The organism is Micromonospora sp. NBRC 110009 (genome assembly GCF_030518795.1).
Lineage (GTDB): Bacteria > Actinomycetota > Actinomycetes > Mycobacteriales > Micromonosporaceae > Micromonospora.
Genome location: NZ_CP130427.1, coordinates 4,831,608 through 4,857,934, shown reverse-complemented (window position 1 = coordinate 4,857,934; position 26,327 = coordinate 4,831,608). Strand labels below are relative to the sequence as shown.

Sequence of the window (26,327 nt, the reverse complement as noted above, 5' to 3'; positions counted from 1 at the left end):
GCTCGCCATGACTGGTGAGCCCGACGCGACGTGCCCTCGGTCCCCGGCCCCGATCAGCGACTACGGGCTGCTGGGTGACACGCGCACCGCTGCCCTGGTCGCCAACGACGGCGCGATCGACTGGCTCTGCGTGCCCCGCTTCGACGGCGAGCCCCTGTTCGGCCGGCTGGTCGGGGGCCCGGAGGCGGGAACGTTCCGGGTCGGCCCGGCCGGGCCGGCCACGGTCGTCGAACGTCGTTACCGGCAGCACACCGCCACGTTGGAGACAACCTGGGCGGTGGGCAAGGGCCGCCTCGTCCTCACCGAGGGCATGGTGGCCGAGGTCGACGGCCGTCTGCTGCCCACGACACTGGTCGTGCGGCGGCTGTCGGCCGAGGAGGCAGCGGTCGAGGCAGTCGTCGAGTTCGACCCCCGCCTCGGCGTACGGCACCGCCGGCCCCGCGTCCACCGACGTCGGACCCTGTGTGAGTGGGGGTCGCTCGCGGTCTCGCTGGACAGCGCACCCGAGCTCGCCATCGAACCGGGTCGGCCGACCTCGGTCACGGTCAGGCCAGGAAGTCCGGTCATCCTGGTGCTGGCCGTGGCCCACCGCGAGCCGCTGATCCACGTCGAGCCGGCAGCGGCCTGGGACCTGCTCATCGAGGACGAGAACCGATGGCGGGCCTGGACCGCCGAGATCGACGAATCGCTACCCTTTCGGGAGCACGTCGTACGAAGCCTGCTGACCCTGCGACTGTTGACCTACTCGCCCTCGGGGGCTCCGGTGGCGGCACCCACGACGTCATTGCCCGAGGATCCCGGCGGGGTACGCAACTGGGACTACCGCTATGTCTGGCCCCGTGACGCCAGCATCGCCGTCAGTGCCTTCCTCAGCGTCGGCAAACCCGACGAGGCCCACGGTTTCCTCGCGTGGCTGCTGTACGCCAGCCGACTGCAGCGGCCACGCCTGCCGGCACTGTTCACCGTGCACGGCCGCCACGTACCAGCCGAACGGGACCTGCCCGGCTGGCCCGGCTATCTCGACAGCGTCCCGGTACGGATCGGCAACGGCGCCGCGAGGCAACACCAGCTCGACGGCTATGGCTGGGTGATCGACGCCGCCTGGGCGTTCGCGCAGGCGGGGCAGCGCCTCTATGCCGAGACGTGGCGGGCGGTGCGTGGCTTCGCCGACGTGGTCGCCCGGTGCTGGCAGGAGCCCGACGCCGGCATCTGGGAGATCCGTGCACCCGCCCAACACGTACATTCCAAGCTGATGGGCTGGCTCGCCCTGGACCGTGCCCTGCGGATCGCCGACACTCACCCACTGCCGGACCGCCAACGTCGGCGCTGGGAGCAGGCCCGAGATGCCATTGCCGCCGAGATCCGGACCCGCGGCTTCGATCCAACGGTGGCCAGCTACGTCCGCGGCTACGGCTCCCCGGACCTCGACGCGGCCCTGCTCGTCCTGCCGCTGCTCGACATGGAGAACGTCGCGTCGCCCCGGATGCGGGGCACCATCGACGCCATTCGGGACAAGCTTTCCGCCGGCGGTCCGCTCCTTTACCGCTACCCGCCCGGACGGGACGGCTTCCCCGGCACCGAAGGGGCGTTCCTGCCCTGCTCATTCTGGCTCGTCCAGGCCCTCGCCCGCACCGGGCGGCGCCCCGAGGCCATAGCGCTGTTCCAGAGCATGCTCGACCACGCCAGCCCACTCGGCCTCTACGCCGAAGAGCTGGACCCGGCGACCGGCGCCCACCTGGGCAACTACCCTCAGACGCTGACCCACGCCGCGCTCATCCAGGCCGCACTCGCCATCCGAGACGCCCCCACCGTCGATCCTGGATCCGCCTGACGGTTGGGAAGAACGCGGGCCGCGCAGCACGGCCGTGGCGGCCCCTGGGACTTCCGCAGCTGCCTGCCGGAAGGCCGGTCGACCAATCACTGATCAGCATGCGCTTCGGACGCCGGCCATCCACCAGCAGTGTACGGTCGCAGAATGGGCCTCCCTACCGCAGCGACCACCGCGGGCTCCCTCATCGGCGGGTGGCAGCTCGCCCGCCGGACCGGTAACCGTCCCCTCGGCGGCCTGGTCCTCGCGGCGGGCGGTGTGCTGGCCGGACGCGAGTGGGCCCGGCGGACGAGCCCGGCCGTGACCGCGGCGCTGGCCGCGACCTACCTCGGAGCCTTCGGCCTGTCGCACCCGCTGGCCAAGCGCATCGGCGCCTGGCCCGCGGTGCTGGCCGTCTCCGCGCTCACCGCAGCCGCCTCGTACGCCGCGGCGGACCGCCGCGCTCCCCGTTGAGCAAGCAGTTCGCGTCGCGTCCTCATCACAAGGCCTGAAACTCTTCCCGGACTCGCGTCCCGGCCCGACGCCGGGACGAGCGAGCCGCTGCGCGGGCCTCTCGGCCTGGACGTGCGCCGCCATCCAATGGCGAACGAGCCCGGCCGATCCTGGTGGATCGACCGGGCTCGTCGGTTGAAGCCGGGTCAGGCGAGGTCGAACCGGTCGAGCTCCATCACCTTGGTCCAGGCTGCGACGAAGTCGGCCACGAACTTCTCGCGGGCGTCCTGGCTGGCGTAGACCTCCGCGAGGGCCCGCAGCTGGGAGTTGGAGCCGAAGATGAGGTCGACCGCGGTGGCGGTCCATTTCACCTCATCGGTGGCCAGGTCGCGAATCTCGTACACGTGCTCCTCGGACTCCGACGCCTTCCACCGGGTGCCCGGGGACAGCAGGTTGGTGAAGAAGTCGTTGGTGAGCACGCCGGGCCGATCGGTGAGAACGCCGTGCCGGGTGCCGCCGACGTTGGCCCCGAGGGAGCGCAGGCCGCCGACGAGGACGGTCGTCTCGGGCGCGGTCAGGTTGAGCATGAAGGCACGGTCGACGAGCAGCACCTCCGGCTGGGTCTTCTCGCCGGGACGCAGGTAGTTGCGGAACCCGTCGGCGCGCGGCTCGAGGACGCGGAAGGACTCGACGTCGGTCTGCTCCTGAGTGGCGTCGGTGCGGCCCGGCCGGAACGGCACGGTCACCTCGACGCCGGCGTCGCGCGCCGCCTTCTCGACGGCGGCCGAACCGGCCAGCACGATCAGGTCGGCGAGCGAGATCTTCGCGCCGCCGGCCTCGTTGAACTCCCGCTGAACGCCCTCGAGGACGTTCAGGACGTTCGCGAGCTGCTCGGGCTGGTTGACCTCCCAGCTGCGCTGCGGCTCGAGACGGATCCGGGCGCCGTTGGCGCCGCCGCGCTTGTCCGTGGAGCGGAAGCTGGCGGCGGAGGCCCAGGCGGTGGAGACCAGCTGGGCGGTCGTGAGGCCGGACTCCAGGACCTTCGCCTTGAGGGCGGCGACGTCGGCGTCACCCACGAGCTCGTGGTCGACGGCCGGCACCGGGTCCTGCCACAGCTGGGGCTCCGGCACCCAGGGCCCGAGGAAGCGGCTGACCGGGCCCATGTCGCGGTGCAGCAGCTTGAACCAGGCCTTGGCGAACGCCAGCGCGAACTCGTCGGGGTTCTCCAGGAAACGACGCGAGATCTTCTCGTACGCCGGGTCGACGCGCAGCGACAGGTCGGTCGTGAGCATCGTCGGCTTGTGCTTCTTCGACGGGTCGTGGGCGTCCGGGATGATCGCCTCGGCGTCCTTGGCGACCCACTGCTTCGCGCCGCCGGGGCTCGTGGTGAGCTCCCACTCGTAGCCGAAGAGGATCTCGAAGAAGCGGTTGCTCCACTGCGTCGGCCGGTCGGTCCACGTCACCTCGAGGCCACTGGTGATCGTGTCCCCGCCCTTGCCGCTGCCGTGGGTGCTCAGCCAGCCCAGGCCCTGCGCCTCCAGCGGGGCCCCCTCGGGCTCCGGACCCACGTGGTCGTCGGCGACGCCCGCGCCGTGGGTCTTGCCGAAGGTGTGGCCACCGGCGATGAGGGCGACCGTTTCCTCGTCGTTCATCGCCATCCGGGCGAAGGTCTCGCGGATGAAGTGCGCCGCCGCAGCCGGGTCCGCGTTGCCGCGGGGGCCCTCCGGGTTGACGTAGATGAGACCCATTTCGGTCGCCCCGACGCCGACCGACATCTCCTTCTCGGAGACATAGCGCTCGTCGCCGAGCCAGGTGTCCTCCGGCCCCCAGAAGATCTCCTCGGGCTCCCAGACGTCCTCGCGGCCGAAGCCGAAGCCGAACGTCTTGAAGCCCATCGACTCCAGGGCGACGTTGCCGGCGAGCACGAGCAGGTCGGCCCACGAGATCTTCTGGCCGTACTTCTGCTTGACCGGCCACAGCAGGCGGCGGGCCTTGTCGAGGTTGGCGTTGTCCGGCCAGCTGTTGAGCGGGGCGAACCGCTGAGCACCGTCGCCGGCCCCGCCGCGACCGTCGTTGATCCGGTACGTGCCCGCGGCGTGCCAGCTCATCCGGATCATCAGGCCGCCGTAGTGGCCGAAGTCGGCCGGCCACCAGTCCTGCGAGGTCGTGAGGACCTGGATGATGTCCTGCTTGAGCGCCTCGACGTCGAGCTTGGCGAACTCCTTGGCGTAGCTGAAGCTCTCCCCCAGCGGGTTGCCCTTGGGCGACTGGGCGTGCAGCACCGACAGGTCGAGCTGGTTGGGCCACCAGTCGCGGTTGGTGCGCGGACGACCGCCGATCTTCGAAGTCGGCGAGTCGATCGCCGGGTTCTCGCTCTCGCTGCCGTGCGCGGTCACGGAGTCGTGCGCGACCGGGCAGCCGGCCGCCGCCTTCTGGTCTACGCCCTGCGCGCTGACGGGCGCGTTGTCCTGAGTGTCGCTCATCTGCTTCCTTCCGAACTGGCGGTTCACTGGGAGATGCGGTCGGTCGCGCAGTCGGGGCAGGTGCCCCAGTAGACGACCTCCGCCTCGTCGACCACGAACCCGTGATCATCTGAGGCGGTGAGACAGGGAGCATGGCCGACAGCGCAGTCGACGTCGGCGATCGCACCGCAGGAGCGGCACACGACGTGGTGGTGGTTGTCCCCCACCCGCGACTCGTAGCGGGCGGTCGCCCGGGCAGGCTGGATCCGCCGCACCAGACCGGCGTCGGTGAGCGCACGCAGCACGTCGTACACCGCCTGGTGGGAGATCCTGGGATGATCCGCCCGGACCAGGGCGATCACCGTGTCGGTGTCGACGTGCGGGTGGTCGCGCAGCGCTGCGAGCACCGCCAACCGGGGCCGGGTCACGCGCAACGAGACCGCACGTAACCGTGTCTCGAAGTCGGACGTCATGTGATGAACATAGTCCACTCTTCTGGAATGAATCAAGTTTTGCTTCATTCTAGACCCGCACACCGTCGACGCAGGCCTGATCGCCAAGCTCGGCCGGGACCTCCATCCGTCTGCAGAAACAGCAGCCGCTCAGGACACGCTCGCCAACTGCTCCACCCGCCTGGCCCTACTGGCCCTGTCGCCAGCGGTGCAGCACGGCGGCCAACTGGGCCAGGGCGACGTGGGCGGCGTCGAACAGGGCCAGCTTCCGCGGGAAGTTGTGAATGAGCCCCTGGTACCGGGCTGCGGTAACGGGAACGCCGGCCGCCAGCAGCCCGGCCGCGTACTGTTCCCCCTCGGCGGACAGGAGGTCGAGTTCGGCGGTGATGACCACGGCGGGGGGCAGGCCGGTGAGGTCGGCCCGCAGTGGGTCCAGATCCGGCTGGGTACGGTCCACGCCGGGTGGGGCGAACGCGTCCCAGAAGAACCGCATCTCCTCCCGGTCCAGGCCGTACTCGTCCAGGGCCGGATAGTCGGCCGCCGGGTCGATGACCGGGCAGATGAGGATCTGTCCCGCGAGCCGGATCCCCGCATCCCGGGCACGCCGAGCCGTCACCGCCGCAAGGTGCCCTCCCGAAGAGTCACCGGCCACCGCGATCCGACCCGGGTCGAGGCCGTGCCGAGCCGCCCCGGACCCGCGCAGCCAGGTGAGCGCGCACGCCATGTCGTCCACCGCGGCCGGGTACGGATGCTCGGGGGCGAGCCGGTAGTCCACGGAGAGCACGGCCCAGCCGGACGCGGCCGCCAGGTGCCGGCACAGCCCGTCGTGGGTGTCGACGCCGCCCATCACCCAGCCCCCACCGTGCGCATAGAGCACTACCGGCATCGCGTCGTGATCGCCGTCGCGGTAGAGGCGGGCGGGCACGCCGCCGGCGTCGACGGTCACCACGGACCGGATCGCCGGTGCGCTGCCCACCTCGGCGGGAGTCGCCTGGACCATGCTGAGCCGTGCTGCCGGCAGCGTCGCCCGGGTGAGTGGAACGCGCTGCTGGACTTGCATCGCCGCCCGCGCCTGCGGGTGGAGCCGACCGGGATCCACCCGCCCATTATCGGCTGCTCGAAGGATGTCGGTGTTGCCGACACGGCGGTGCCGGATCGGCGGAGAGGCGGCTACGGTGTGAACCGTGGATGAGCGTCTACGGGCGTTGCCGGAGGACTGGGAGCGGTGCCTTGCGGTGGCCGCACACCCGGACGACATCGAGTACGGCGCGGCCTCGGCGATTGCCCGCTGGACCGCACAGGGCAAGCAGGTCACCTATCTGCTGGCTACCCGGGGCGAGGCCGGGATCGACGCCATGCACCCGGACCAGGTCGGGCCGTTGCGCGAGGAGGAGCAGCGCGCCGCGGCCCGGGAGGTCGGCGTGGACGTCGTGGAGTTCCTCGACCACCGCGACGGCGTCGTCGAGTACGGCCCAGACCTGCGCCGCGACATCGTGCGGGCAATCCGCCGACACCGGCCCGACGTCATCGTCTCGGGCGCCTTCACCATCCGCATGGTGGGCGGTATGACCAACCAGGCCGACCACCGGGCGGTGGGACTGGCCACACTGGACTCCGGCCGCGACGCGGGCAACCGGTGGATCTTCCCAGAACTGGTGGACGAGGGGCTGTCACCCTGGGCCGGCGTGCGCTACGTCTGCTTCGCCGGCGCCGAGCGACCCACCCACGGCGTCGACGTCACCGGTGAGCCCTTACGACGCGGGATCGCCTCGCTGGCCGCGCACGCTGAGTACACCAAGGGCCTGGGCGTGGCCGGCCCCGAACCCGGGCCGTTCCTCACCTGGGCCGCCCGCCAGGGCGGGCCGGCGCTGGGCGTGGAAGCGGCCGTACTGTTCGACGTGCACACTTTCGCCTTCGAGGGTCCACCACCCTGGCTCTGAGCCCGGCCAGAACTCTCTCCGGCGAGCGTGTCGCGGTCAGGACACGTCGAGGAGAGTTCGAGGCTGTCCGCCTTCCAGGATGGCGACCCGGCCGGTCAGCGATTCGTCGACCATGAAGTCGGTCACCGCGGCAGCGACGTCCTCGGGCGGGATCAGCGGCGGGGCCTCGGCCCTCTGGGCTGCCGTCATGGCGGCCAGTTGGGCGTACGCGCGGTCCAGGCCGATCCAATTCGGGACCACACAGTTGACGCGCACGTTGTGCGTGGTCGGCAGGTCGGCGAGTGAGGTGGTGAATCGGATCAGGCCGGCCTTGGCTGCGCCGTACTCCGGTGAAGCGTACGGACCACCGCCGCGGCCGGCGCTGGAGGCGATGTTGACCACGGCCCCACCTCCGAGCCGTGCCATCGGCGGCAGACAGCGCTGCGTAAGCGCCATCGGGGCACCGAGGTTCAGCTCGAGTACTGCCCGCCATTGATCAGGCGTGGCATCGGGAAACGCCTGCTCGGCGTTACCCCAGCCGCCCGCGTTGTTGACCAGGATGTGCGGGCCGGACAGCCGCTGGGCGCACAACACGATGGCGTCGAGGCCGGCATCGTCGAGGAGATCTGCGGCGACGAAGCTGCTTCGACCCCCGTTCTTGCGTATGCCGTCACTGACCGTCATGGCCGACTCCTTATCGACGTCGGTTGCCACGACGACCGCGCCGAACCCAGCCAGGTGTTCCGCGATCACTCGACCGGTGCCGGCCCCGGCGCCGGTGACAATCGCGACGCGATCCCGAATGTCCATGACGACGACGTTAGGTACCAGGTCCGACAGACCGCCTTTGTCGACCCGGACGTCTCGTCCTGCCGACCCTGGCACCTGGCGGTCCAGCAAGCGAGTGTCACTCATTGACGGATATTTTGATCCATTGTGTAACGGTGCTGGCTGGACGGCCGCCTAATCCGATGACGCGACGATCTTGTCGCGAAGCCCGGCACCGGCTCCGCCGGCCGCCGCGGCATCACGGGGTTACCACCGAAAGGGGACCGCACGTGCGATTCCGCACAGTGATCGGCTCAGTCCTGGCATCGACGATGGCCGCAGCAGCCGGCCTCGTCGCCGCCACCGCACCCGCCGCCGCCAGGGACACCGCCACCCTGATCCAAGGCGTCACCGGCGTCGTCGACACGGCCGCGGCCGGCGGCCGGGTCTTCGTCTCCGCGAACGACCGGATCGTGGTCGCCGACGCCCACGGCGCGCTCACCGGCAGCATCACCGGCCTGGCCAGCCCGACCGGCCTGGCCGTCACGCCCGACGGCAGCCGGGTCTACGCGGCGCTCTCCGGCTCGAACGAGATCGCCGAGATCGACGCGGCCAACCTCACCGTCGTCCGACGGATCAACCTGGCCGGGTACCCGTCGCCGGCGAACCTGTCTCTCGACGGCGACCAGCTCTGGGTGGGCTACGGCATCAAGAACGACTTTGTCGGCGGCGTCCTCGGCCTCGACCTGTCCACGGCGGCGCCCACGCCCGTCCAGGTCGCCACCCGGATGTACGGCGCGCCCCTGGTGGCCGGCGCCGGCAACACGGTCTTCACCGCCGAGGCGGGGATCAACCCCGCCAGCCCCCGGGTGTACGACGTCAGCACCACCCCGGCGACGCTGCGGGGCGTCATCGACGGCGCCGACAACGACCTGTCCAACCTGACCGACCTCACCATCACGCCCGACGGCACCGAGGCCATCTCGGTCTTCGCCACCTCCGGCTTCGACGTCTGGGATACCAGGACCCTGACCAAGGTCCGCAGCTACGGCTCGAAGGCCGATTACCCGGGCTCACCGGGCGCGATCGCGCTCAGCCCGAACGGCGCACACGTCGCCACCGCCTTCTACGGCTCGAACTACGGCCCCTACGCCGGGGTGTACGACGCCGCCACGGGGGCGAAGACCTTGCAGGCCCAGATGACCTACAAGGGCGACCTGGTCACCGGCAGCCTCTCCGTGCTGGGCGACGACCTCTACGCCCTGCTGAACGACTGGCCGTACAACCGGTACTACCTGTGGCGCGTGGAGGGCGCCTTCCTGGCGGCGTCCACGCTGAGCCTGTCGGCCACCACCGCGGCGACCGCGCTGGACCCGTTCACCATGGCCGGCCGGCTCGCCTTCCCCGACGGCTCCGCGCCGGGCGCACAGCCGATCGAGATCACCCGCACGCTGCCCGACGGCACCACCGCCACCCTGCCCGGCGTGACCACCGCCGAGGACGGCACCTTCACCGCCACCGACACCCCGCCGGTCGGCGGCCGCGTCACCTACACCGCCATCTGGGACGGTAGCCCCGCCTTCCGCTGGTCGAAGACCACGACCGCGGTCGACGTCGCCCAGCACCCCACCTCGCTGATCGTGACCGGCCCGACAACAGGGAGCGCCAAGAAGCCGCTCACGCTCACCGGTCAGATGAGTACCGCCGGCAACGTGCCCACGCCGGCCTCCGGATCGATCGTGGTGTACCGGGTCTACACCAACAAGAGCGGTTCCGTCGGGGCCGACCTGCCGCTGGTGCCGCTCGCCCCTGACGGCTCGTTCACCATCACCGACACGCCCCCGGTGGGCGGCCAGTACACCTACCACATCCGCTTCGACGGCGACGCGACCTACGCATACGCCTACACCAGCCACGACGTCACCATCCGGGGCTCGGGCGCCTGAGCGACCCGCCTCGGTAACGGCGACGGTGCCCGTCCTGGTCACGTACGGGACGGGCACCGTCGCCGCGGAGTGGATCATGGAGTCAGGGGATGGACCATCCGGCGCGGTGGCCGCCTACTGCGCTCCGCGCTCGGCAGCCAGCTCGATGTCGATTCACCGCAGATCCGTGCACTCGTCGTTCTTGAGACAGGGGCAGCGGTCGGTCTAGGAGGAGGGTCCGGACAGCATTACGGTGACCGTGGTGCCGCCGGCGGGGTGCTCGCATGGCACGTCAACGCGGGCATCGATTCGGTGGTGGGCGCCGGCGGAGCAGATGCGCAGTTCGCCGTGGTGGGCGCGGACGATCGCCTCGACGATGGCCAGGCCGAGGCCGGCACCGGGCGAGGTGCGGGCGGTGTCGGCACGGCGGAAGCGCTCGGCAGCGTGGGGCAGAAAGGCCGGATCGATGCCCGTGCCGGTGTCGTGGACCATGATCCGGATCAGGCCGTCGACCTGGGTGGCGCTGACGGTGATCGGAGGGGCGCCGTAGCGGATGGCGTTGTCGAGCAGGTTGGTGACGACCCGGCTCAGGCGCGTGGCATCCCCGTGAGTGGTCAGGTCCGGCTCGGTGTAGCACCGCAGTACGTCGGGGTCGAGGCCGGCGCTGGTCCGGTAGCGCTGGACCAGGTTGGCGAGCAGGACGGTGACGTCGACGGCGGGTGCATTGTCGTCCTGGGCGGGTTGGGCGCCGACGGTGAGCAGGGCGTCGGCGAGGGCGATGAGGTCGGCGGTGTCGGCGGCGGCGCTGCGTACGGTCTGTTCCAGTTCGGCGGCCGTGCGTGGGCGGCGCAGGGCCAACTCCAGTTCGGTGGCGAGCAGGGTCAGTGGCGTGCGCAGTTCGTGGCTGGCGTCATTGATGAACTGGCGTTCCCGCTCCAACGCCGTTTCCAGCGCGGTGAGCATGTCATTGAGAGTGCGGCCGAGGCGGGCCACCTCGTCGTCGGTGGCCGGGACGGCGAGGCGTACCCCGGTGGCTCCGGCGGCGATCCGGGCGGCTTCGCTGCGGTAGCGCTCGACGGGGGCAAGTGCGGCTCGGGCGAGCCGGTAGCCGACCAGGGAGGCGACGGCGAGAGCGGCGAGGTTGGCCAGGGCGAGCTGGCCGATGAGCTCGCGCAGCGCTTCGTCGCGTTGGTCGCGACGGACCGCGGCGACCGTGACGGCGGGCTCCCCCGCCGCCGGCATGGTGCCGGCCCGCACGGGGGTGGCGTACAAACGCAGGGGGCGGGCGCTGATGGGCAGCAGGCTGCCCCGGTCGGCTCGTACCGGCTGGCGAAGGGACTGCTCGAGCTGGGCGGGGGTGAGCAGGGACCCGGCGGGCAGGCCCGGGCTGGTGGCGAGCACCTGGTTGGTGGCGTCGAGGAGCTGCCAGTACTCCCCCGCTCCGGTACGGGCGACGGTCGGCAGCGGCCTGCCGGCGCGGGCCGCGTCGGTCAGTTGCGCCGATTGGGTGGCCAGGTCCTGGTCGAGCCGCAGGTCGAGGGCGTAGCGCACCCGCAGGTAGACGAACCCGCCCGCGCCGGTGAGGACCACGAGCATGGCGGCGGCGAATCCGGCGACCAGCCGGACGCGCAGCGGCAGTCGGCTCCACCGAGTAGCCCAGGACCGGGGTCGGAGTGGCATGTCAGCCGCCGTCGGGGCGGAGCCGGTAGCCGACGCCGCGCAGGGTCTCGATGGCATGCCGGCCGAACGGCTTGTCGACCTTGCCGCGGAGAGTGGCGATGTGAACGTCGATGACGTTGGAGCGGATGTCCGTTTCGCCGTCCCACACCTCGTCGAGAATCTGGTATCGGGTCAGGCACTGCCCGGCCCGGGCCATCAGCAGCGCGAGGATGTCGAACTCCCGCGCGGACAGGTCGATCTCGGTGTCGCCGCGGAACACCCGCCGCCGGGCGGGGTCGAGTAGCAGGTCCCCGGCGCGGACCTCGGCCGGCGGAGGGCCGGCGGAGCGGCGGTGCAGCGCGCGCAGCCGGGCGAGGAGTTCATCGAAGGAGAACGGCTTGGCCAGGTAGTCATCCGCGCCCGCGTCCAGGCCGGCGACCCGGTCGGGGACCTCGCCGCGGGCGGTGAGCATCAGCACCGGCACCTGGTTGCCCTGCTGACGCAGGGTCCGGCAGACCGCCGTGCCGTCCAGGCCGGGCAGCATGACATCGAGCACCACCGCGTCATACAGGCCGGTGGCGGCGGCGAGCAGCCCCTCGGAGCCGTTGTGCCGGATGTCGACGGCGTGTCCGGCTTCGCGCAGCCCCTGGGCGAGCAGGCCGGCAAGCCGCCGCTCGTCCTCCACCACCAGGACCCGCACCCCGCCTCCTGCCGTCGGCTGCCCTCGGTCACCAGTTCAGCACACAGTCGATGATCTTCATCTGGCCTTCATGTCCCGCTGCCTACCGTCGGCATCTCAAACCGGCACGGCGGAGGGGACAGCATGAACACCCGGCTCTTCCTGGAGATCAACGACCTGGCCCGGGCGACGCCATGGTTGCACGCCCCGCTGGTCGACTACGCGAAGTACGGCGTGGCACTCTTCGCCGCCCTGCTGCTGGCCGGCTGGTGGACCGCCCGGCAGCGCGGCACCGGGCTGCCGGCCGCGGTGTGGGCGCCGGTCGGCATGCTGCTCGCGGTGGCGGGAAACCAGCTGATCGTGGCCGCCGTGCACGAGCCCCGCCCCTACACGGCGCTGCCCGGCATCCTGGTGCTTGCCGACCGGAGCGGGGACCCGTCCTTCCCCTCGGATCACGCCACCATGGCCGGCGCCGTCGCGGCCGGCCTGCTGCTGGTCAGCTGGCGGCTCGGCCTGCTGGCCGTGGCCGCCGCCGCGGTGATGGGGTTCGCCCGGATCTACATCGGCGCCCACTACCCGGCCGACGTGCTGGCCGGCTTCGGGGTCGGCGCCGGCGTGACCCTCCTCGGCTACCTGATCGCCCGCCGCCCGATCGGCGCCGGCCTGGACCGGCTGGACCAGACCCGACTGCGACCCCTGTTGCGGTCCGGCGGCGGGGTGGCCGACGAAGCCGCCGCGGCAAGGCTGTGACGGCCGCCCTCACCAGCCTGGTCGTGCGGTACGGCTACCTGGGCCTCGCCCTGCTCGTCGGGGTGGAAAGCTTGGGCATCCCTGCACCGGGCGAGACGGCGATCATCGCCGGCGCCGGATACGCCGCGCACGGCGAACTGGCCATCATTGGCGTCACGATGACGGCGTTCCTGGCCGCGGTGATCGGGGACAGCGTCGGCTACCTGCTCGGTCGTACCGGCGGGCGGCGGATCTTTCTGCGTTACGGCCGGTACGTGCGCCTGACGCCGGAGCGGTTCGCGGGGTTGGAGGCGGTGATGAGCCGGCACGGGCCGAAGATCGTGGTGGTCGCCCGGTTCGTCGAGGGCCTGCGTCAGTTCAACGGCATCATCGCCGGCGCAACCGGCATGCCGTGGCGCCGGTTCGTCCTCTACAACGCCCTCGGCGCCGCCGCCTGGGTCGGCGTGTGGGCGACCGCCGGCTATGTCGCCGGGGACCACATCCGCGCCGTCGTGGCGGATCTGCACCGCTACCAGTGGTACGTGCTCGCCATCGGGGCTGTCGCCGTGCTCGCCTACGCCGGATGGCGACTGATTCGAAGGCGTGCACGGCGCTGACCCCCGCCCGGTTTCACGCTGGCTTCATGTGCGATCTCTAGCGTCCGGGCCATGAGCGATGTGCTGGCGGTCGACGCCGTCCACCTCACCAAGACCTACGGGTCACTGACCGCGGTCGACGACATCACCGTGCAGGTCGCCCAAGGCGAGGTGTACGGAGTGCTGGGGCCCAACGGGGCCGGTAAGACGACCTTCCTGCGGATGTTGTTCGGGTTGATCCGCCCGGACAGCGGCACGTTGGAGGTGTTCGGGCGTTCCTGGCAGCGCCACGGCGTCAACTCCCTGTCTGCGGTGGCCGGGTTCATCGAGAGCCCGAAGTTCTACCCGGCCCTGTCCGGTCGGCGGAACCTGCGTCTGCTCGCCGGCCTCGACGGGGGCGACGCAGCCGATCGCATCGACGAGGTGCTGGACGTCGTCGGGCTGACCGCCCGGCAGCACGACAAGGTTCGCGGCTACTCCTTCGGCATGCGGCAGCGCCTCGGCGTCGCCTCCGCCCTGCTGCGAGACCCCCAGCTGCTCGTCCTGGACGAGCCGGCCAACGGCCTCGATCCCGCCGGCATCCGGGACATGCGCGCCCTGGTCCGGCGTCTCGCCGACACCGGCCTCACCGTCCTGCTCTCCAGCCACGACATGGCCGAGGTCGAGCAGATCTGCGACAACGTGACCATCATGAAGTCCGGCTCGGTGGTGCACCACGGCTCCATCGCCGCCCTGCGGGAGCTGGCGCCCGAGCAGGCGCACCGAATCACCACCACGGACGACGACCAGGCCGCCGAGCTGGCCCGGGCCCGCGGGCTGGAGGTCAGCACCGCCGACGGCGGGCTGAATGTCCGTGCACCCCAGAAGGATGTCGACGCGCTGGTCGCCGACATCGTCGACACCGGCATCGCGCTGCGCGGCCTCGCCCGCGACGAGACGCCACTGGAGGCGCTGTTCTTCATGCTCACCGAATCCGCCTCCGGAGCGACCGCCGACCTCGGCACGCCCGAAGGAGCCCGACGATGACCACCACCGCCGCACCCGTCGGCACCCCCACCACGCGTCGCCGGCCCGGCATCGCCACGGTGGTGCGCTGGGAGGTATCCAAGCTGGCTGCTCAGGCCCGCAGCCGCGCCCTGCTCATCGGCGCGATCGTCGTCCCGATCGCGGTCGTGCTGATCTTCAACACCCAGCTCCCGCCCAAGGACACCATCTACGGCCGGCACATCCACACCAGCGGCTACGCCGTACCGCTGTTCGTGCTCGCCTTCGCCCACCAATGGGTGCTGCCCCTGCTCGCCGCACTCGTCGCCGGCGACATCTTCGCCAACGAGGACCAGCACGGCACCTGGAAGACCATCCTCACCCGCTCGGTCAGCCGCTCCCAGGTCTTCTGGGCCAAGACGCTCACCGCGATCTGCTTCAACCTCCTCGTGCTGGTGCTGCTCGCGGCCAGCGCCATCACCACCAGCCTGCTCGTCGTCGGCACCCAACCCCTGCCCGGGCTCAGCGGCCAACTCATCTCCGCCGGCCACGCCCTACCGCTGGTCATCGCCAGCTGGGCCACCGCTGTCGCACCGGTCCTCGGGTTCACCGCCCTGGCGATCCTGCTATCGGTGACCACCCGCAACCCCACCATCGGCGTCGCCACGCCGGTCGTCCTCGGGATGATCATGCAACTGCTCAGCAGCCTCGGCGGACTGAACAAGGGCCGCCGGCTGCTGCTCACCACACCGTTCGAAACCTGGCACGGCATGCTCACCGCGCAGCCCTTCCACGCACCGATCGTCACGGGCGTCGCCGTCAGCGCCGGGTGGCTCATCGCCTGCCTGACGCTCGCCTACCTCTACCTGCGTCGCCGCGACATCACCGGAGGCTGACATGACCCGTACCCGCACCATCGCGCTGGCCATCGGCCTCGCCGTCGCCGCCTCAGGGGCACTGGCCGGATGCGGCCAGCCCGACGTCACCAAGGCGCGCCTCGAACGGGCCATCGGGCCCGCCTTCGCCAACCTCTACGTCCAGCGGGACGAATTACTCGGCGAGGACAGCGTCACCGTCGGAAGCATCGACCCCTCCACTTCGTGCGACCGGGGCGGTCCCAAGGTCCCCGACGTCGGCCCCGGTCCCGACTGGGTCTGCATGATTCACTTCACCGACGACCACGGGCAACCACAGGACGGCAAGTTCGAGGTGCAGGTCAAGGCCGACGCCACCTATGTCGCCGGGGGGCCGTCGAAACTCGTCGGCCAGGCCACCCTCACCGACACCCACGGCCGCGATGTTCCCAACCCGGTCTTCGAATTCGACGGCGCCTTCGACCCCGACCGTTGAGGCCGGTTGGGCCGAGGCGTAGCTCTGACCCCCGCCGGGGGGTGCGGACTCAAGCTGTCGGCTGCCGTCAACTGGTGCCGGCGCGCGGTCCCGCTGCTTCCGGCTTCCCGAGACCCGGTCCCACGCGGGCTCGTAAGGGGTCAGGGACGCGCGTCCCGGGCTCGGTCCTCTCGGTTCGACTCACCCCAGTTTCGGCAGCGTCGCCTAGGCTTGCCGGGTGACAGGCATCGCCCAACTCAGCGGCATCGCCCTGGAATGCCCCGACCCGGCCGCCCTGGCGGCCTTCTACAGCGCGGTCACCGGCTGGCCAATCGTGTACGCCTCCCCGGACTGGTACTCCATCGGGCCGAGTGAGGACGCGCCACTGCACCTGTCCTTCCAGTTGGCGCCGGGCCACCAACCGCCAGCCTGGCCCGACCCCGCCTCGTCCATGCAGTTCCACCTGCACCTGCGCGCCGACGAGCTGGAGGAGGCAGAGCGGGCGATCGTCGCACTGGGCGCGACGAGGTTGGCCGGGCAACCAGATCTGGCGCGCTTCCGCGTCCTGGCCGACCCAGCAGGACACCCGTTCTGCCTCTGCCCCCGCCCATCGTCAACCTAGGCGGCTGGCTGCGCTACCACGCAGGGGTGTAGGCCGCCGGACGCTTCCCGGCGGCCTTCACCGCGTCCACAACACCGCAAACCCCGCCGTGCACCGACCCATGGAGAGGATGATCTCCCAGGTCAGCGGTACTTGACCAACGCGCAGGGGTACTTGTCTCCACCGTGGAGAAGTCGAACAAGCGCCACGTCGGACGAGCGCGGCCGATCCGCCCGTCCGTGCTGGGACGCGCGACTGCCAGGGTTCCGAGCAACCGTCGTATCGATGCGCGCGGGGTCGCCACCTCCAGCCCTCGTGCCGTCGCGCGGGTGAAGCCAGCCGCTACCGCTGAACCTGTTGACCCTGCCACTGAGATCCTGCAGTCGCCGGATGTGACGGCCGCGATCTTCGTGGACGGCTCGGGACGTCGCGGTCGCCGGCTGCGAATGATCGCGTACGCCCTGGTCGTGCTCGCCCTGATGCTGATTCTCGCGTTCTGGGTGATACAGGGTCTGGATGTGTTCGGGTCTCCGTTCTGATGGGCATCTGGCGTGGGCACCAGCAGGTGGCGGGCAGCGACGACGTGGCGTCGCCGCGCCGATCCGCCCTGACCCCGGGAGAGCGGCGACAGCGTCGGCGCAATCGCCGCCGGTGGATGCTGGCGGCCGTGGCGACGTTCATCCTGCTCAATCTGCTCGCCATCGGCGCGTACGCGAACGCCCGTTTCACGCCGGACCACAGGGCCGGCGGTCCGGCCAGAACGAACGCGGTGCCAGCGGCGGTGCGCGACGGCGGCACGGTCGTCGATCCACGCAACGGCCAGCTGGCCGCCCGCCGGATGCCGGCGCGGACGATCGCGTTGACCTTCGACGACGGGCCGGATCCGCGGTGGACACCCAAGGTGCTGGACGTGCTGAGCCGGCACCATGTGCCGGCAACCTTCTTCGTCATCGGCTCCCAGGTCAGCCGGTACCCGGAGTTGGCGAAGCGGATGACCCGCGAGGGTCACGAGCTGGGCATCCACACTTTCACCCACCCCGAGATGACCGACCTGCCGCCCTGGCGGCGAAAGCTGGAATATTCGCAAACTCAGGCCGCTGTCGCATACACCACCGGTGTCACCACCGTCCTCGCCCGGCTGCCGTACTCCAGCGGCGTCGACTCGCTGGACGACGCCAACTGGCGGGTGGTGCAGGAAACCGGTCGGTGGGGGTACGTGTCGGTGTTCAACGACACCGACAGCGAGGACTGGGCACGTCCCGGCCCGGACACGATCATCCGCAACGCCACGCCGAAGGGGAACCGGGGCGCGGTCGTCCTCATGCACGACAGCGGCGGCGACCGGTCGCAGACCATCGCCGCCCTGGACCGCTTCATCCCACAGATGCAGGCGCGCGGCTACCGGTTCACCACCATCTCGCAGGGGCTGAACTGGTCGCCCGCCGACGCCGCCCAGCTGGACACCGTCGACAAGGCTCGTGGCGCGCTGCTGGTGTGGGGAGTACACATCGCCGACGCAACCGTCTACCTGCTGTGGCTGATCCTCATCGTGGTCGGCCTGCTCACCCTGGCTCGCACACTGCTGCTGTTCGGGTATGCGCTCAGGCACGCCCGCCACCGCCGGGCGCCCACCTGGTCCTGGGGTGGAGAGGTCAACGACCCGGTCACGATCATCGTGCCGGCCTACAACGAGCGGACCACGATCGCGGCGGCGGTCCGCTCCCTGGCCACCGGCACCCATCCCGAGATCGAAGTGTTGGTCGTCGACGACGAGTCCGACGACGACACCGCGAGGCAGGTGGAGGGGCTGGGACTGCCGAACGTGCGAGTGGCGCGCGTCCCTGGCGGCGGCAAGGCCGCAGCCCTCAACGCCGGAGTGGCGCTGGCCCGCAACGACCTGCTTGTCATGGTCGACGCCGACACCGTCGTGGAGCCGGACGCGATCCACCGCCTGGTGCAGCCCTTCGCTGACCCGCGCGTCGGCGCTGTGGCCGGCAACGTCAAGGTCGGCAACCGGCGGCGGCTTCTCGGCCGCTGGCAGCACATCGAGTACGTCATCGGCTTCAGCCTCGACCGGCGGCTTTACGACACCCTGCACTGCATGCCGACCGTCCCCGGCGCTCTGGGCGCGTTCCGGCGAGAGGCCGTCCTCGCCGCGGGCGGTCTCAGCCGCGCCACGTTGGCCGAAGACACCGACCTGACCATGGGCATCCACCGGGCCGGCTGGCGGGTGGTTTACGAAGAGGGGGCAATCGCCCGCACCGAGGCACCCAGCAGGCTGCCGGACCTGTGGCGCCAGCGCTACCGCTGGAGCTACGGCACCATGCAGGCACTCTGGCGACACCGCCGAGCCCTCGCCGACACCGGGCCGTCCGGCCGGTTCGGTCGGCGCGGGCTGCCGTTCATCGCCCTCTTCTCGGTGCTACTGCCACTGCTCGCCCCGGTCGTGGACATCTTCGCCGTGTACGGCCTGTTCTTCCTCAACCGGTACGAGACAGTCTTCGCCTGGCTGGGCGTCATGGCCGCCCAGGTCATCACCGCGATCCTGGCGTTCCGCCTCGACCGCGAGCCGCTCCGTCCGCTGTGGGCCCTACCACTACAACAGTTCCTCTATCGGCAGGTCATGTACCTGGTGCTGCTGCACTCCACCATCACGGCGCTCAGCGGAGGACGCCTCAAATGGCAGAAGCTACGCCGCACCGGGGAGGTCGCAACGCCCCAGCCACAGCCGCTCAGCTGACCTTGTCCGTTTAGCACATGCTTAGGGATCTCTTAACCCTCGGCCGGCAAGACTTCGGGGGCCATCGATGCGCGCGCATCGCCACCCGAAGAGAGGGTCCCTATGCGTATCCGTACCATCGGTATGCCGCTGCTGGTCACCGCGTTGGCCGTCGCAGTGGTCCCGCCGGCCGCCTCGGCGGCGACCGCCAGTTTCGGACCGCGAATCGACTATCCGGCCGGCTATTCGCCGTTCTCCATCGCCGTCGGCGATCTCAATCGCGACGGCAGGCAAGACATGGCGGTCGTCAACCAACTCGGTAACACCGTGTCGATTCTGATCAGCACCGGTGAAGGTGAGTTGCGGTCGATGCCGGAGGTCAGTACCGGGAGCCGTCCGCTCACCGTCGCAGTCGCCGACATCAACGGCGACCGCCGCCCCGATCTGGTCACCGCCAACAACGGCGAGGGCACCAACGGCCACAGCCTCTCCATCGCGATCGGCCGAGGTGACGGCCGGTTCAAGACAACTCAGCACCTCGACCTGGGCGGGTCCAGCGGACCATGGGGAATCGTCGCCGAAGACTTCGACGGCGACGGCGACACCGACCTGGCCGTCACCCTCTCCAGCCGGTCACAGATCCACGTGCTGTCAGGCAACGGCCGCGGCGACTTCGTACCCGGCCAGATCCTCGATGCCGCGTACGGTTCCCTCGCCGACCTGCGGACCGCCGACCTCAATCGCGACGGCGTAGCCGATCTCGTCGCCACCGCACCGTTCTCGAGCGACGTGCTGATCTCGCTCGGCAGGGCTGGCGGGACCTTCGACCCGGTGCAGCGCATCGACGTGATCAACTCGACCAGCAACGTGGTGGTCGACGACTTCACCTCCGACGGCATCCCCGACATCGTCGTCGCTCGCACCGACAGCTTCTCCGACAGCGCCTGGCTGATGGTCGGTAACGGCGACGGTACCTTCGACGACCTACGTACCGTGCCGGTGCGCTGGGCGGAGACGTCGACCAGCGGAGATTTCGACGGCGACGGTCGACAGGACCTGGCCTTCGCCGTGTCGTCGGTGGTGTTCGTGCTGCTCGGCAACGGCGACGGCACGTTCCAGGAGCCACTGGAACTGCCCGTCGACGGGGACCCGGGTATCCCCACCAGCGCCGACTTCAACGGGGACGGCAAGGACGACCTCGCGGTGCCGAACGGTGCGGGATCCGTCGGAACCGTGTGGCTCTACCTGACCACCTGAGCCCAGCACCGAGGCTGCCGATCGGCTCCTGGCGCGGTCCGGGACGGACACCGTCCCGGACCCGTCCAGGAAACTCAGCTCCGGGCCGACGCTGACCAGGATGGGCCGCGAGGCAGGGCAGCGGCATGATCAAGTGGTTGGCTGCGATAACGGCGAGGCGGACGAGGTGCCCGTCTCCGAGGTCGGCCCTCCAGTAGGTTCCGCCGACGGTTTGCTGGAAGGGGCCCGTGACGTCGCCGGGGCAGTCGCATCGGGCCGGTTGTTGCGTGACGGTGAGGGGCCCCCGGGCGCAGGTTCGGACGCTCGGGTAGCGGGCGTGGTCAGGTCGGGGTTAGCGGATGTGCCTCGCCCTGTTGCCGGACTGTGCGGAGGTTCGCCGCCCACGGAACCCGGATTTGACCGGACAACGGAGGGCGTTGGCACCCCGGAGGGACCAGGCGTCCATCCTGCGCGATCGGCGAGCACCACGGTGGCTGCCGCCGTGGCCAGAAGCGCGAGGGCAATGCCGGCGATCGCACGTCGGCCCAATGCTCGCCCAGGCGGCCCAGGGACCTCCGATGACCGGCGAGACGGGGGTACGACAGCTTGCCGGACGGCCGGCGCCGCGAGCACCGGACCCGTGCGCTCGGCGGCGGACGCAGCGATGGCCTCTGCGGTGACGGCCATGGCCGCAGCGGTCGGAATTCGCTGATCAGCGTCCCTGGCCATGGCGGTGGCGACCAGGTCGCGGGCGGCCGGCGGGACATCATGGGGCAGCGGGGGCGGCTCCTCCTCAAGGCGCCGCAGCGCCACCGCGACCGGGTGGTCACCGGGAAACGGGGGTTCACCGGCGAGGCAGTGGTACGCCACGGCGCCGAGTGCGTAGATGTCCACCGCCGGGCTTACGCCGTTCTTGGACAGTTGCTCCGGCGCCATGTAGAGGGCGGTGCCGACAACCTGGTTCGCCGCGGTCAAGTCTGTTGCGCCTGCCGACAGCGCGATACCGAAGTCGACGAGGACAACGCGCCCATCCGGCTCAATGATGAGGTTGCTCGGCTTGACGTCACGATGGACCACGTTGACATCGTGAGCAGCCTGCAGGGCGCGGGCGGTCTGCGCGACGATCGACAGTGTCTCGGCGGTGCTGAGCCGACCGGCCTCAGCGATCCGCTCCGACAACGGCTTACCCTGCACATACGCCATGACGATGTAGGCGAGACCGGATGCGCCAGGCAGGGCGGCTTCGCCGTAGTCATAGACCTCCGCGACACCGGGGTGGCGTAGCGCCGCCATTGCCCGCGCCTCTCGCCGGAAACGCTCACGGGCACTCGCCTCTGTCATGGCTCGGGGGTGCAGCAGCTTGACGGCCACGGTGCGCTTCAGCGTCTGATCGACGGCGCGCCACACCTCACCCATGCCGCCGGCGGCGATCCGATCGGTCAGCCGATAGCGGCCGCCGACGAGATCCCCCACTTCTGGCATCCGGCTCTTGTACCCCAAGGGCTTGTCTTTCAAGCCGGGCACGCGCAGCCGGTCAGCTGACCGGCACGGTGGCGCCAGCCGCCGTCCGACGGGCGGCGGGCGGCAGCCACGGCGAGTTCGCGATCAGGGTGCGGGCCTGCGCCGGCCAGAAGACCCCCGCCACCGGCTCGCCCCGGCCGCACGGCCCGTCCGACTCGCCCGGATTCTTGATCCAGAGCAGTGCCGCCACCCGGGCCAGCCCGGGCCGCGTGGTCGGTGGCTGACCGAGGGCCTGCCGGGGCGGGTTGCACCATTGGTCGTCGGGAGGCGCGGGTAGGCCGTCACGGGAGGTGTCGATGAGCATCTCCCGGTCGCCGACCAGCTCCGACAGGCGCAACCCCCACCGGTGACTGTCCGCGGTCGACTGCCGGTTGGCCACGTTCACCGCGAACCCCTCCGCCCGGGCGACGCCGGACCGGCGCAGCCGCCCGGCCATCTCCTCCGGGGTACGCCAACGAGGATGTCCCGCGTCCAGATAAACGTGCTGTCCGGCGTCGGCCAGCCGGCGGGTGGCGTCCGCCAGCAGGACCCCACGGGCGTCGTCGAAGCACTCGGCGGCCACCGCGTCCGGCTCCAGCACGACGGCTGCCCGGCTGCTGCCGAGGACCGCGACGGTGCGGCCGATGAACCGGGCGTACGCCTCGGCGTCCGCGGCGCCGCCGCCGTCCCGCCCGGCGCAGTCCCGGTTCGGAACGTAATAGAGCACCAGCACCGGCAGGGCACCCCGGGCCCGGGCGGCCTCGAGGTACGGGCGCAGGTCGGTAAGGTCGGCCGGACCGGTCAGCCAGCGGGCCTGTGGAGTGTCGGCGATCGAGTCCAGCCACCGCGCGTCGTGGTCGTCCCGCCAGTGCGCGGCCGGGCTGTCGTCGTCCACGAGCAGAGTCGCTCCCCGGAAGGGGTGCCGTAGCGGTGCGTACTCCTCGTCGCCGCCACAGCCGGTCACCGCGGCGACGAGCGCGACGGCCAGGGCGACGGAGAGCGGACCGCGACGCATGCGACCAGCGTATGGCGGGCCCCAGCACCGTGCAGCGGTGACGACTGCGAGGTCCCGACCGCGACGGACGACGGAGGCCGTCTCATGTGGCTGACGGCGGCGGAAGCCGGCGTGGTGAGGGTGGTTGCCACCGTCGTGCTCCAGCCTGCGACTCTGCTTACGGTGACGCAGGCCCAGGCGTCGACACCTGCTCCGCGAGGGCGCCTAGGCAGGCGTTGCGGGTTGACACAGCAGCTCCCCCGTAGCCAGGTCCTGGCACAGGTACCGGTCACCGTCGTGCATCCACCCCCACAACGAGTCCTGGAACAGCGGTTGTTGGCAGTACCGGCACGTCGCCGCTCGTGCTTCCTCGGGTGCCGGTGACGGCACCTGGCCGGATCTCTCGTGCTGCGGTGCGGATTGCGACTGTCGATCCGGGCGAGGCGATGGCAGCGACGGGGGCAATGACTGTGGGGGCGGGACCTGTTGCATCACTTCAGCCATGAGTACTCCTGTTCGCGCTGCTTCGGACCGGATCGAACGAGTCCCGGAGGTCTGGGATCCCGTCCGCCAGGAAGGCCGTGAAATCAACCCCCTCAAGTCAGAGGCGTTGAATGTCGCAGCGCCATTACAAGGGAGCCACCTCTGCTCACCAACGTTTCCTAATCGGTACGGAGAGAACTGTTCCTCTGGGCACGCGTGGCGTCGACAACCCTGCGTATCTCGTTGCCGTCCGTGGCCTCGCGTCCATCGCGCTGCACCGGTGCCCGCAGGTGTACCTCCCGCGCTCCGGTCTCCGCGAGCACCTGCCGGACGTTGTGCGATCGGATGCCGCCGCCGGCGATGACCCGCAACCGGTCGCCGGCCCGCTGCCGCAGGGCAGCGATCCGCGTGGCGCCGGCCAGCGCGGTGGGCGCCGCGCCTGAGGTGAGCACCGCGTCGGCCCCGAGGCCGATGATTTCCTCGATTGCCCTCAGCTGGTCGCCGACCTCGTCGAAGGCCTTGTGCACCGTCACCGGCAGCGGCCCCGCCGCCTCGATCAGGCGCCCCAGCACCTCCAGATCGAGGCGGCCGTCGGCGGTGACGGCGCCGACCACCACCCCGACCGCGAGGCCGTGCGGATTGGGCAGGCTGCGGATGGCCTCGATGTCGGCGAGCATGACCTGCTCCTCGATCTCGCTCACCCGGAAGTCGCCGCCCCGGGGACGGACCATGACCCGTATCCCCACGCCGCGCAACGTCCGCAGGGCGACCTCGACCGTCCCCAGGCTCGGGGTGGTGCCCCCCTGGCCGAGGTCGGCGCAGAGCTCCAGCCGGTCGGCTCCGGCGGCCTCGGCCACCAGCGCGGTCGGCACGTCACTCACGCAGATCTCCACCGTGGTCATGCGGCCGCCCCGGCCCGCGCGGGCGCCTCGCTCGACTCCGGACGCAGCGGGAAGTGGCAGGCCACCTGGTGCGCGACGCCGGTCAGCGGCGGCTCGGTCTCGCAGATTTCCTGGGCCAGGGGGCAGCGGGTCCGGAACCGGCAGCCGGTGGGCGGGTTCAGCGCGCTGGGCAGCTCGCCTCGGATGGTGACGCCGTCGCGCGCCGCCGCGGCGTTCGGAGTGACGGACGGAACAGCGTCGATGAGCGCCTGCGTGTACGGATGCCGGGCGGCCCGGACCACGTCCCGCGCGGGCCCGACCTCGACGAGCTTGCCGAAGTACATGACGCCGATCCGGTCTGCCATGTAGTCGACGACGGACAGGTCGTGGCTGATGAAGACGTACGCCAGACCGAGCTCGCGCTGCAGGTCCCGCATGAGGTTGAGGACCTGCGCCTGGATCGACACGTCCAGCGCGCTCACCGGCTCGTCGCCGACGATCAGCCGGGGTTGCAGGGCCAGCGACCGGGCCAGCCCGATGCGCTGCAGCTGGCCGCCGGAGAACTCGTGGGGGTAGCGCTCCAGGACCCGCCGCGACAGCCCCACCTGGTCGAGCAGCGTCGCGATCCGCGCCCGCCGCGCCGCCGAGTCGCCCACCTTCTGGATCTCGAGCGGTTCGGCGAGGATGGCGTCGACGCGCATCCGCGGGTTCATCGCGGCGTAGCTGTCCTGGAACATCAGCTGGACCTGCCGGTGCATCCGGCGGCGCTCCCGCCCGGCCAGCCCGGCGATGTCCGTACCGTCCAACATGATCTGTCCGGCGGTCGGCCGCTCCAGCCCGACGGCCAGCCGGCCCACGGTGGACTTGCCGCAGCCGGACTCGCCGACCAGCCCGAACGTCTCTCCCGGGCCGACGTCGAAGGAGACATCCGCGACGGCGCTCACCTGCCCGGCGGCCCGGCGCAACAGGCCGCGGCCGTGCGCCGCGTAGTTCTTCACCAGCGCCCGTACCGACAGGACCGGGGTCGCCGCCGGTTCGCCCGGTCCGGCCGTCGCGCCGACCGGCTCCGGCGCCGGCTCGACCCGTACCGGGTTCGGCAGGGTGACCGGTGCGGTGGGCGCCGCGGGCACCGGGTGCAGACAGGCGTGCTGGTGCTCGCCGGCCGACAGGGTCACGTCGGTGGTCCGGCACTCGTCGGTGACGTGCCGGCAGCGGGGCGCGAACCGGCAGCCGGTCAGGGGCCGGGACAGGTCCGGCGGCAGTCCCGGGATGCTGTAGAGCCGGGCGTGCGGACCGGACTCCCGGGTCGCCGACTCGGGGAGCGCCTCCATCAGCGCCTCGGTGTAGCGGTGCTGGGGCGAGCGGAACAACTGGTCGGTAGGGGCGGTCTCCACCACCCGTCCGGCGTACATGACGGCGACCCGGTCGGCGCGGCCGGCGATCACCCCGAGGTCGTGGGTGACCAGGATGACGGCCATCCCGAACTCGTCCCGCAGGTCGTCGATGAGTTCGAGGATCTGCCGCTGGGTGGTGACGTCCAGCGCGGTGGTCGGTTCGTCGGCGATGAGCAGGCGCGGTGAGCAGACCAGTGCCATCGCGATCGCGACCCGCTGCCGCATCCCGCCGGACAACTCGTGCGGGTAGTTGTCGACGATCCGGTCCGGGCGCGGCATCCCGACCCGACGCAGGATCTCGATGGTCCGCTCCCGGGCCTCCGCCCGGCCGACCCGCTCGTGCACCCGGAGCGGTTCGCCGACCTGGAACCCGATCCGCATGGTCGGGTTGAGTGAGGTGAGCGGGTCCTGGAAGACCATGCCCATCCGGACACCACGGATCCGGCGTACCTCGTCGGCGGGCAGCGATCGCAGGTCCCGGCCCTCGAAGAGGATCTGTCCCCCGGACACCCGGCCGCCCGGCGGCAGCAGACCCATGATCGACAGCGCAGTCATCGTCTTGCCGCTGCCGGACTCACCCACGACGCCGAGGGTCTCCCCCGGCATGACCTGGAGGCTGACCCCGTCGAGGGCGTGCACCGTCCCGCGGCGCAGCGCGATGTCGGTGTCGAGATCGCGCAGTTCCAGCAGGGGCCGGCCCGCTGCCGGCTCGCGGGCCACCGAGGAGTGCCGGACGGTCGATTCGCTCATTTCTCTG

23 protein-coding genes are annotated in these 26,327 nt (G+C 70.9%); 13 read left to right on the top strand and 10 right to left on the bottom strand.

The window, feature by feature from the left end:
- The first annotated feature begins 7 nt into the window (after nt 1-7).
- Both Q2K19_RS22990 and Q2K19_RS22985 read left to right on the top strand, forming a co-directional pair.
- Nucleotides 8-1,831 (top strand): glycoside hydrolase family 15 protein, encoded by a 1,824-nt coding sequence (locus Q2K19_RS22990; RefSeq protein WP_302763608.1) that lies wholly within the window; start codon nt 8-10, stop codon nt 1,829-1,831.
- Between the two features lie 144 nt (nt 1,832-1,975).
- Nucleotides 1,976-2,281: a hypothetical protein gene (locus Q2K19_RS22985; RefSeq protein ID WP_302763607.1), complete on the top strand. Its 306-nt coding sequence runs from the start codon at nt 1,976-1,978 to the stop codon at nt 2,279-2,281.
- 185 nt (nt 2,282-2,466) lie between these two features.
- Here the strand turns inward: Q2K19_RS22985 and katG are convergent, their stop codons facing one another.
- The 3 genes from katG to Q2K19_RS22970 all read right to left on the bottom strand — a co-directional run bounded on the left by katG (nt 2,467) and on the right by Q2K19_RS22970 (nt 6,273).
- Entirely contained in the window at nt 2,467-4,743 is a 2,277-nt protein-coding gene (katG, locus tag Q2K19_RS22980; protein ID WP_302763606.1) for a catalase/peroxidase HPI, read from the bottom strand.
- A 23-nt stretch (nt 4,744-4,766) separates the two neighbouring features.
- Nucleotides 4,767-5,195 carry a Fur family transcriptional regulator gene (locus tag Q2K19_RS22975; RefSeq protein WP_302763605.1) on the bottom strand — a complete coding sequence of 143 codons (429 nt, stop codon included), beginning with the start codon at nt 5,193-5,195 and terminating at the stop codon, nt 4,767-4,769.
- A 166-nt stretch (nt 5,196-5,361) separates the two neighbouring features.
- The gene (locus Q2K19_RS22970) at nt 5,362-6,273 is read right to left on the bottom strand and encodes an alpha/beta hydrolase (RefSeq protein WP_302763603.1); all 912 of its coding nucleotides are present in this window, start codon (nt 6,271-6,273) and stop codon (nt 5,362-5,364) included.
- An 85-nt stretch (nt 6,274-6,358) separates the two neighbouring features.
- Here Q2K19_RS22970 and Q2K19_RS22965 point away from each other — a divergent pair, with 85 nt between their 5' ends.
- A complete protein-coding gene (locus Q2K19_RS22965; protein WP_302763602.1) occupies nt 6,359-7,114 on the top strand; it encodes a PIG-L deacetylase family protein in 756 nt (251 codons plus the stop codon).
- 36 nt (nt 7,115-7,150) lie between these two features.
- Here the strand turns inward: Q2K19_RS22965 and Q2K19_RS22960 are convergent, their stop codons facing one another.
- Complete coding sequence (locus tag Q2K19_RS22960) at nt 7,151-7,903, bottom strand: SDR family NAD(P)-dependent oxidoreductase (RefSeq protein WP_302763600.1); 753 nt, start codon at nt 7,901-7,903, stop codon at nt 7,151-7,153.
- A 290-nt stretch (nt 7,904-8,193) separates the two neighbouring features.
- On the opposite strand from Q2K19_RS22960, the gene Q2K19_RS22955 reads away from it, so the two are divergent.
- Nucleotides 8,194-9,807 carry a YncE family protein gene (locus tag Q2K19_RS22955; RefSeq protein WP_302763598.1) on the top strand — a complete coding sequence of 538 codons (1,614 nt, stop codon included), beginning with the start codon at nt 8,194-8,196 and terminating at the stop codon, nt 9,805-9,807.
- Between the two features lie 204 nt (nt 9,808-10,011).
- Here the strand turns inward: Q2K19_RS22955 and Q2K19_RS22950 are convergent, their stop codons facing one another.
- A complete protein-coding gene (locus tag Q2K19_RS22950) occupies nt 10,012-11,466 on the bottom strand; it encodes a sensor histidine kinase (protein ID WP_302763597.1) in 1,455 nt (484 codons plus the stop codon).
- 1 nt (nt 11,467) lies between these two features.
- Nucleotides 11,468-12,145 (bottom strand): response regulator transcription factor, encoded by a 678-nt coding sequence (locus Q2K19_RS22945; RefSeq protein WP_302763596.1) that lies wholly within the window; start codon nt 12,143-12,145, stop codon nt 11,468-11,470.
- Between the two features lie 123 nt (nt 12,146-12,268).
- On the opposite strand from Q2K19_RS22945, the gene Q2K19_RS22940 reads away from it, so the two are divergent.
- From Q2K19_RS22940 to Q2K19_RS22900, 9 genes are all read left to right on the top strand, one after another.
- The gene (locus Q2K19_RS22940; protein WP_302763594.1) at nt 12,269-12,874 is read left to right on the top strand and encodes a phosphatase PAP2 family protein; all 606 of its coding nucleotides are present in this window, start codon (nt 12,269-12,271) and stop codon (nt 12,872-12,874) included.
- Nucleotides 12,871-13,470 carry a DedA family protein gene (locus Q2K19_RS22935; RefSeq protein WP_302763592.1) on the top strand — a complete coding sequence of 200 codons (600 nt, stop codon included), beginning with the start codon at nt 12,871-12,873 and terminating at the stop codon, nt 13,468-13,470. The genes Q2K19_RS22940 and Q2K19_RS22935 overlap by 4 nt, the downstream gene beginning before the upstream one ends.
- A gap of 51 nt (nt 13,471-13,521) precedes the next feature.
- The gene (locus tag Q2K19_RS22930; RefSeq protein ID WP_302763591.1) at nt 13,522-14,475 is read left to right on the top strand and encodes an ABC transporter ATP-binding protein; all 954 of its coding nucleotides are present in this window, start codon (nt 13,522-13,524) and stop codon (nt 14,473-14,475) included.
- The gene (locus tag Q2K19_RS22925; protein WP_302763590.1) at nt 14,472-15,329 is read left to right on the top strand and encodes an ABC transporter permease; all 858 of its coding nucleotides are present in this window, start codon (nt 14,472-14,474) and stop codon (nt 15,327-15,329) included. Before Q2K19_RS22930 ends, Q2K19_RS22925 begins: the two co-directional genes overlap by 4 nt.
- A 1-nt stretch (nt 15,330) precedes the next feature.
- Nucleotides 15,331-15,783: a hypothetical protein gene (locus Q2K19_RS22920; protein ID WP_302763589.1), complete on the top strand. Its 453-nt coding sequence runs from the start codon at nt 15,331-15,333 to the stop codon at nt 15,781-15,783.
- A gap of 217 nt (nt 15,784-16,000) precedes the next feature.
- Complete coding sequence (locus tag Q2K19_RS22915) at nt 16,001-16,384, top strand: VOC family protein (RefSeq protein WP_302763588.1); 384 nt, start codon at nt 16,001-16,003, stop codon at nt 16,382-16,384.
- Nucleotides 16,385-16,548: 164 nt separating this feature from the next.
- A complete protein-coding gene (locus Q2K19_RS22910; RefSeq protein ID WP_302763587.1) occupies nt 16,549-16,902 on the top strand; it encodes a hypothetical protein in 354 nt (117 codons plus the stop codon).
- Nucleotides 16,902-19,103, top strand: a complete 2,202-nt coding sequence (locus Q2K19_RS22905) for a bifunctional polysaccharide deacetylase/glycosyltransferase family 2 protein (protein ID WP_302763586.1) — start codon at nt 16,902-16,904, stop codon at nt 19,101-19,103. The genes Q2K19_RS22910 and Q2K19_RS22905 overlap by 1 nt, the downstream gene beginning before the upstream one ends.
- Before the next feature lie 102 nt (nt 19,104-19,205).
- On the top strand, nt 19,206-20,339 hold the full coding sequence (locus tag Q2K19_RS22900) for an FG-GAP repeat domain-containing protein (protein ID WP_302763584.1): 1,134 nt from the start codon (nt 19,206-19,208) through the stop codon (nt 20,337-20,339).
- 129 nt (nt 20,340-20,468) lie between these two features.
- Here Q2K19_RS22900 and Q2K19_RS22895 read toward each other — a convergent pair whose 3' ends face one another.
- The 4 genes from Q2K19_RS22895 to Q2K19_RS22880 form a co-directional block, all read right to left on the bottom strand.
- Nucleotides 20,469-21,833, bottom strand: a complete 1,365-nt coding sequence (locus Q2K19_RS22895) for a serine/threonine-protein kinase (RefSeq protein ID WP_302763583.1) — start codon at nt 21,831-21,833, stop codon at nt 20,469-20,471.
- Between the two features lie 19 nt (nt 21,834-21,852).
- The gene (locus Q2K19_RS22890; RefSeq protein WP_302763582.1) at nt 21,853-22,833 is read right to left on the bottom strand and encodes a glycoside hydrolase family 6 protein; all 981 of its coding nucleotides are present in this window, start codon (nt 22,831-22,833) and stop codon (nt 21,853-21,855) included.
- Between the two features lie 641 nt (nt 22,834-23,474).
- Entirely contained in the window at nt 23,475-24,197 is a 723-nt protein-coding gene (locus Q2K19_RS22885) for a copper homeostasis protein CutC (RefSeq protein WP_302763581.1), read from the bottom strand.
- Complete coding sequence (locus tag Q2K19_RS22880) at nt 24,194-26,320, bottom strand: ABC transporter ATP-binding protein (RefSeq protein WP_302763580.1); 2,127 nt, start codon at nt 26,318-26,320, stop codon at nt 24,194-24,196. The genes Q2K19_RS22885 and Q2K19_RS22880 overlap by 4 nt, the downstream gene beginning before the upstream one ends.
- Nucleotides 26,321-26,327: the final 7 nt, after the last annotated feature.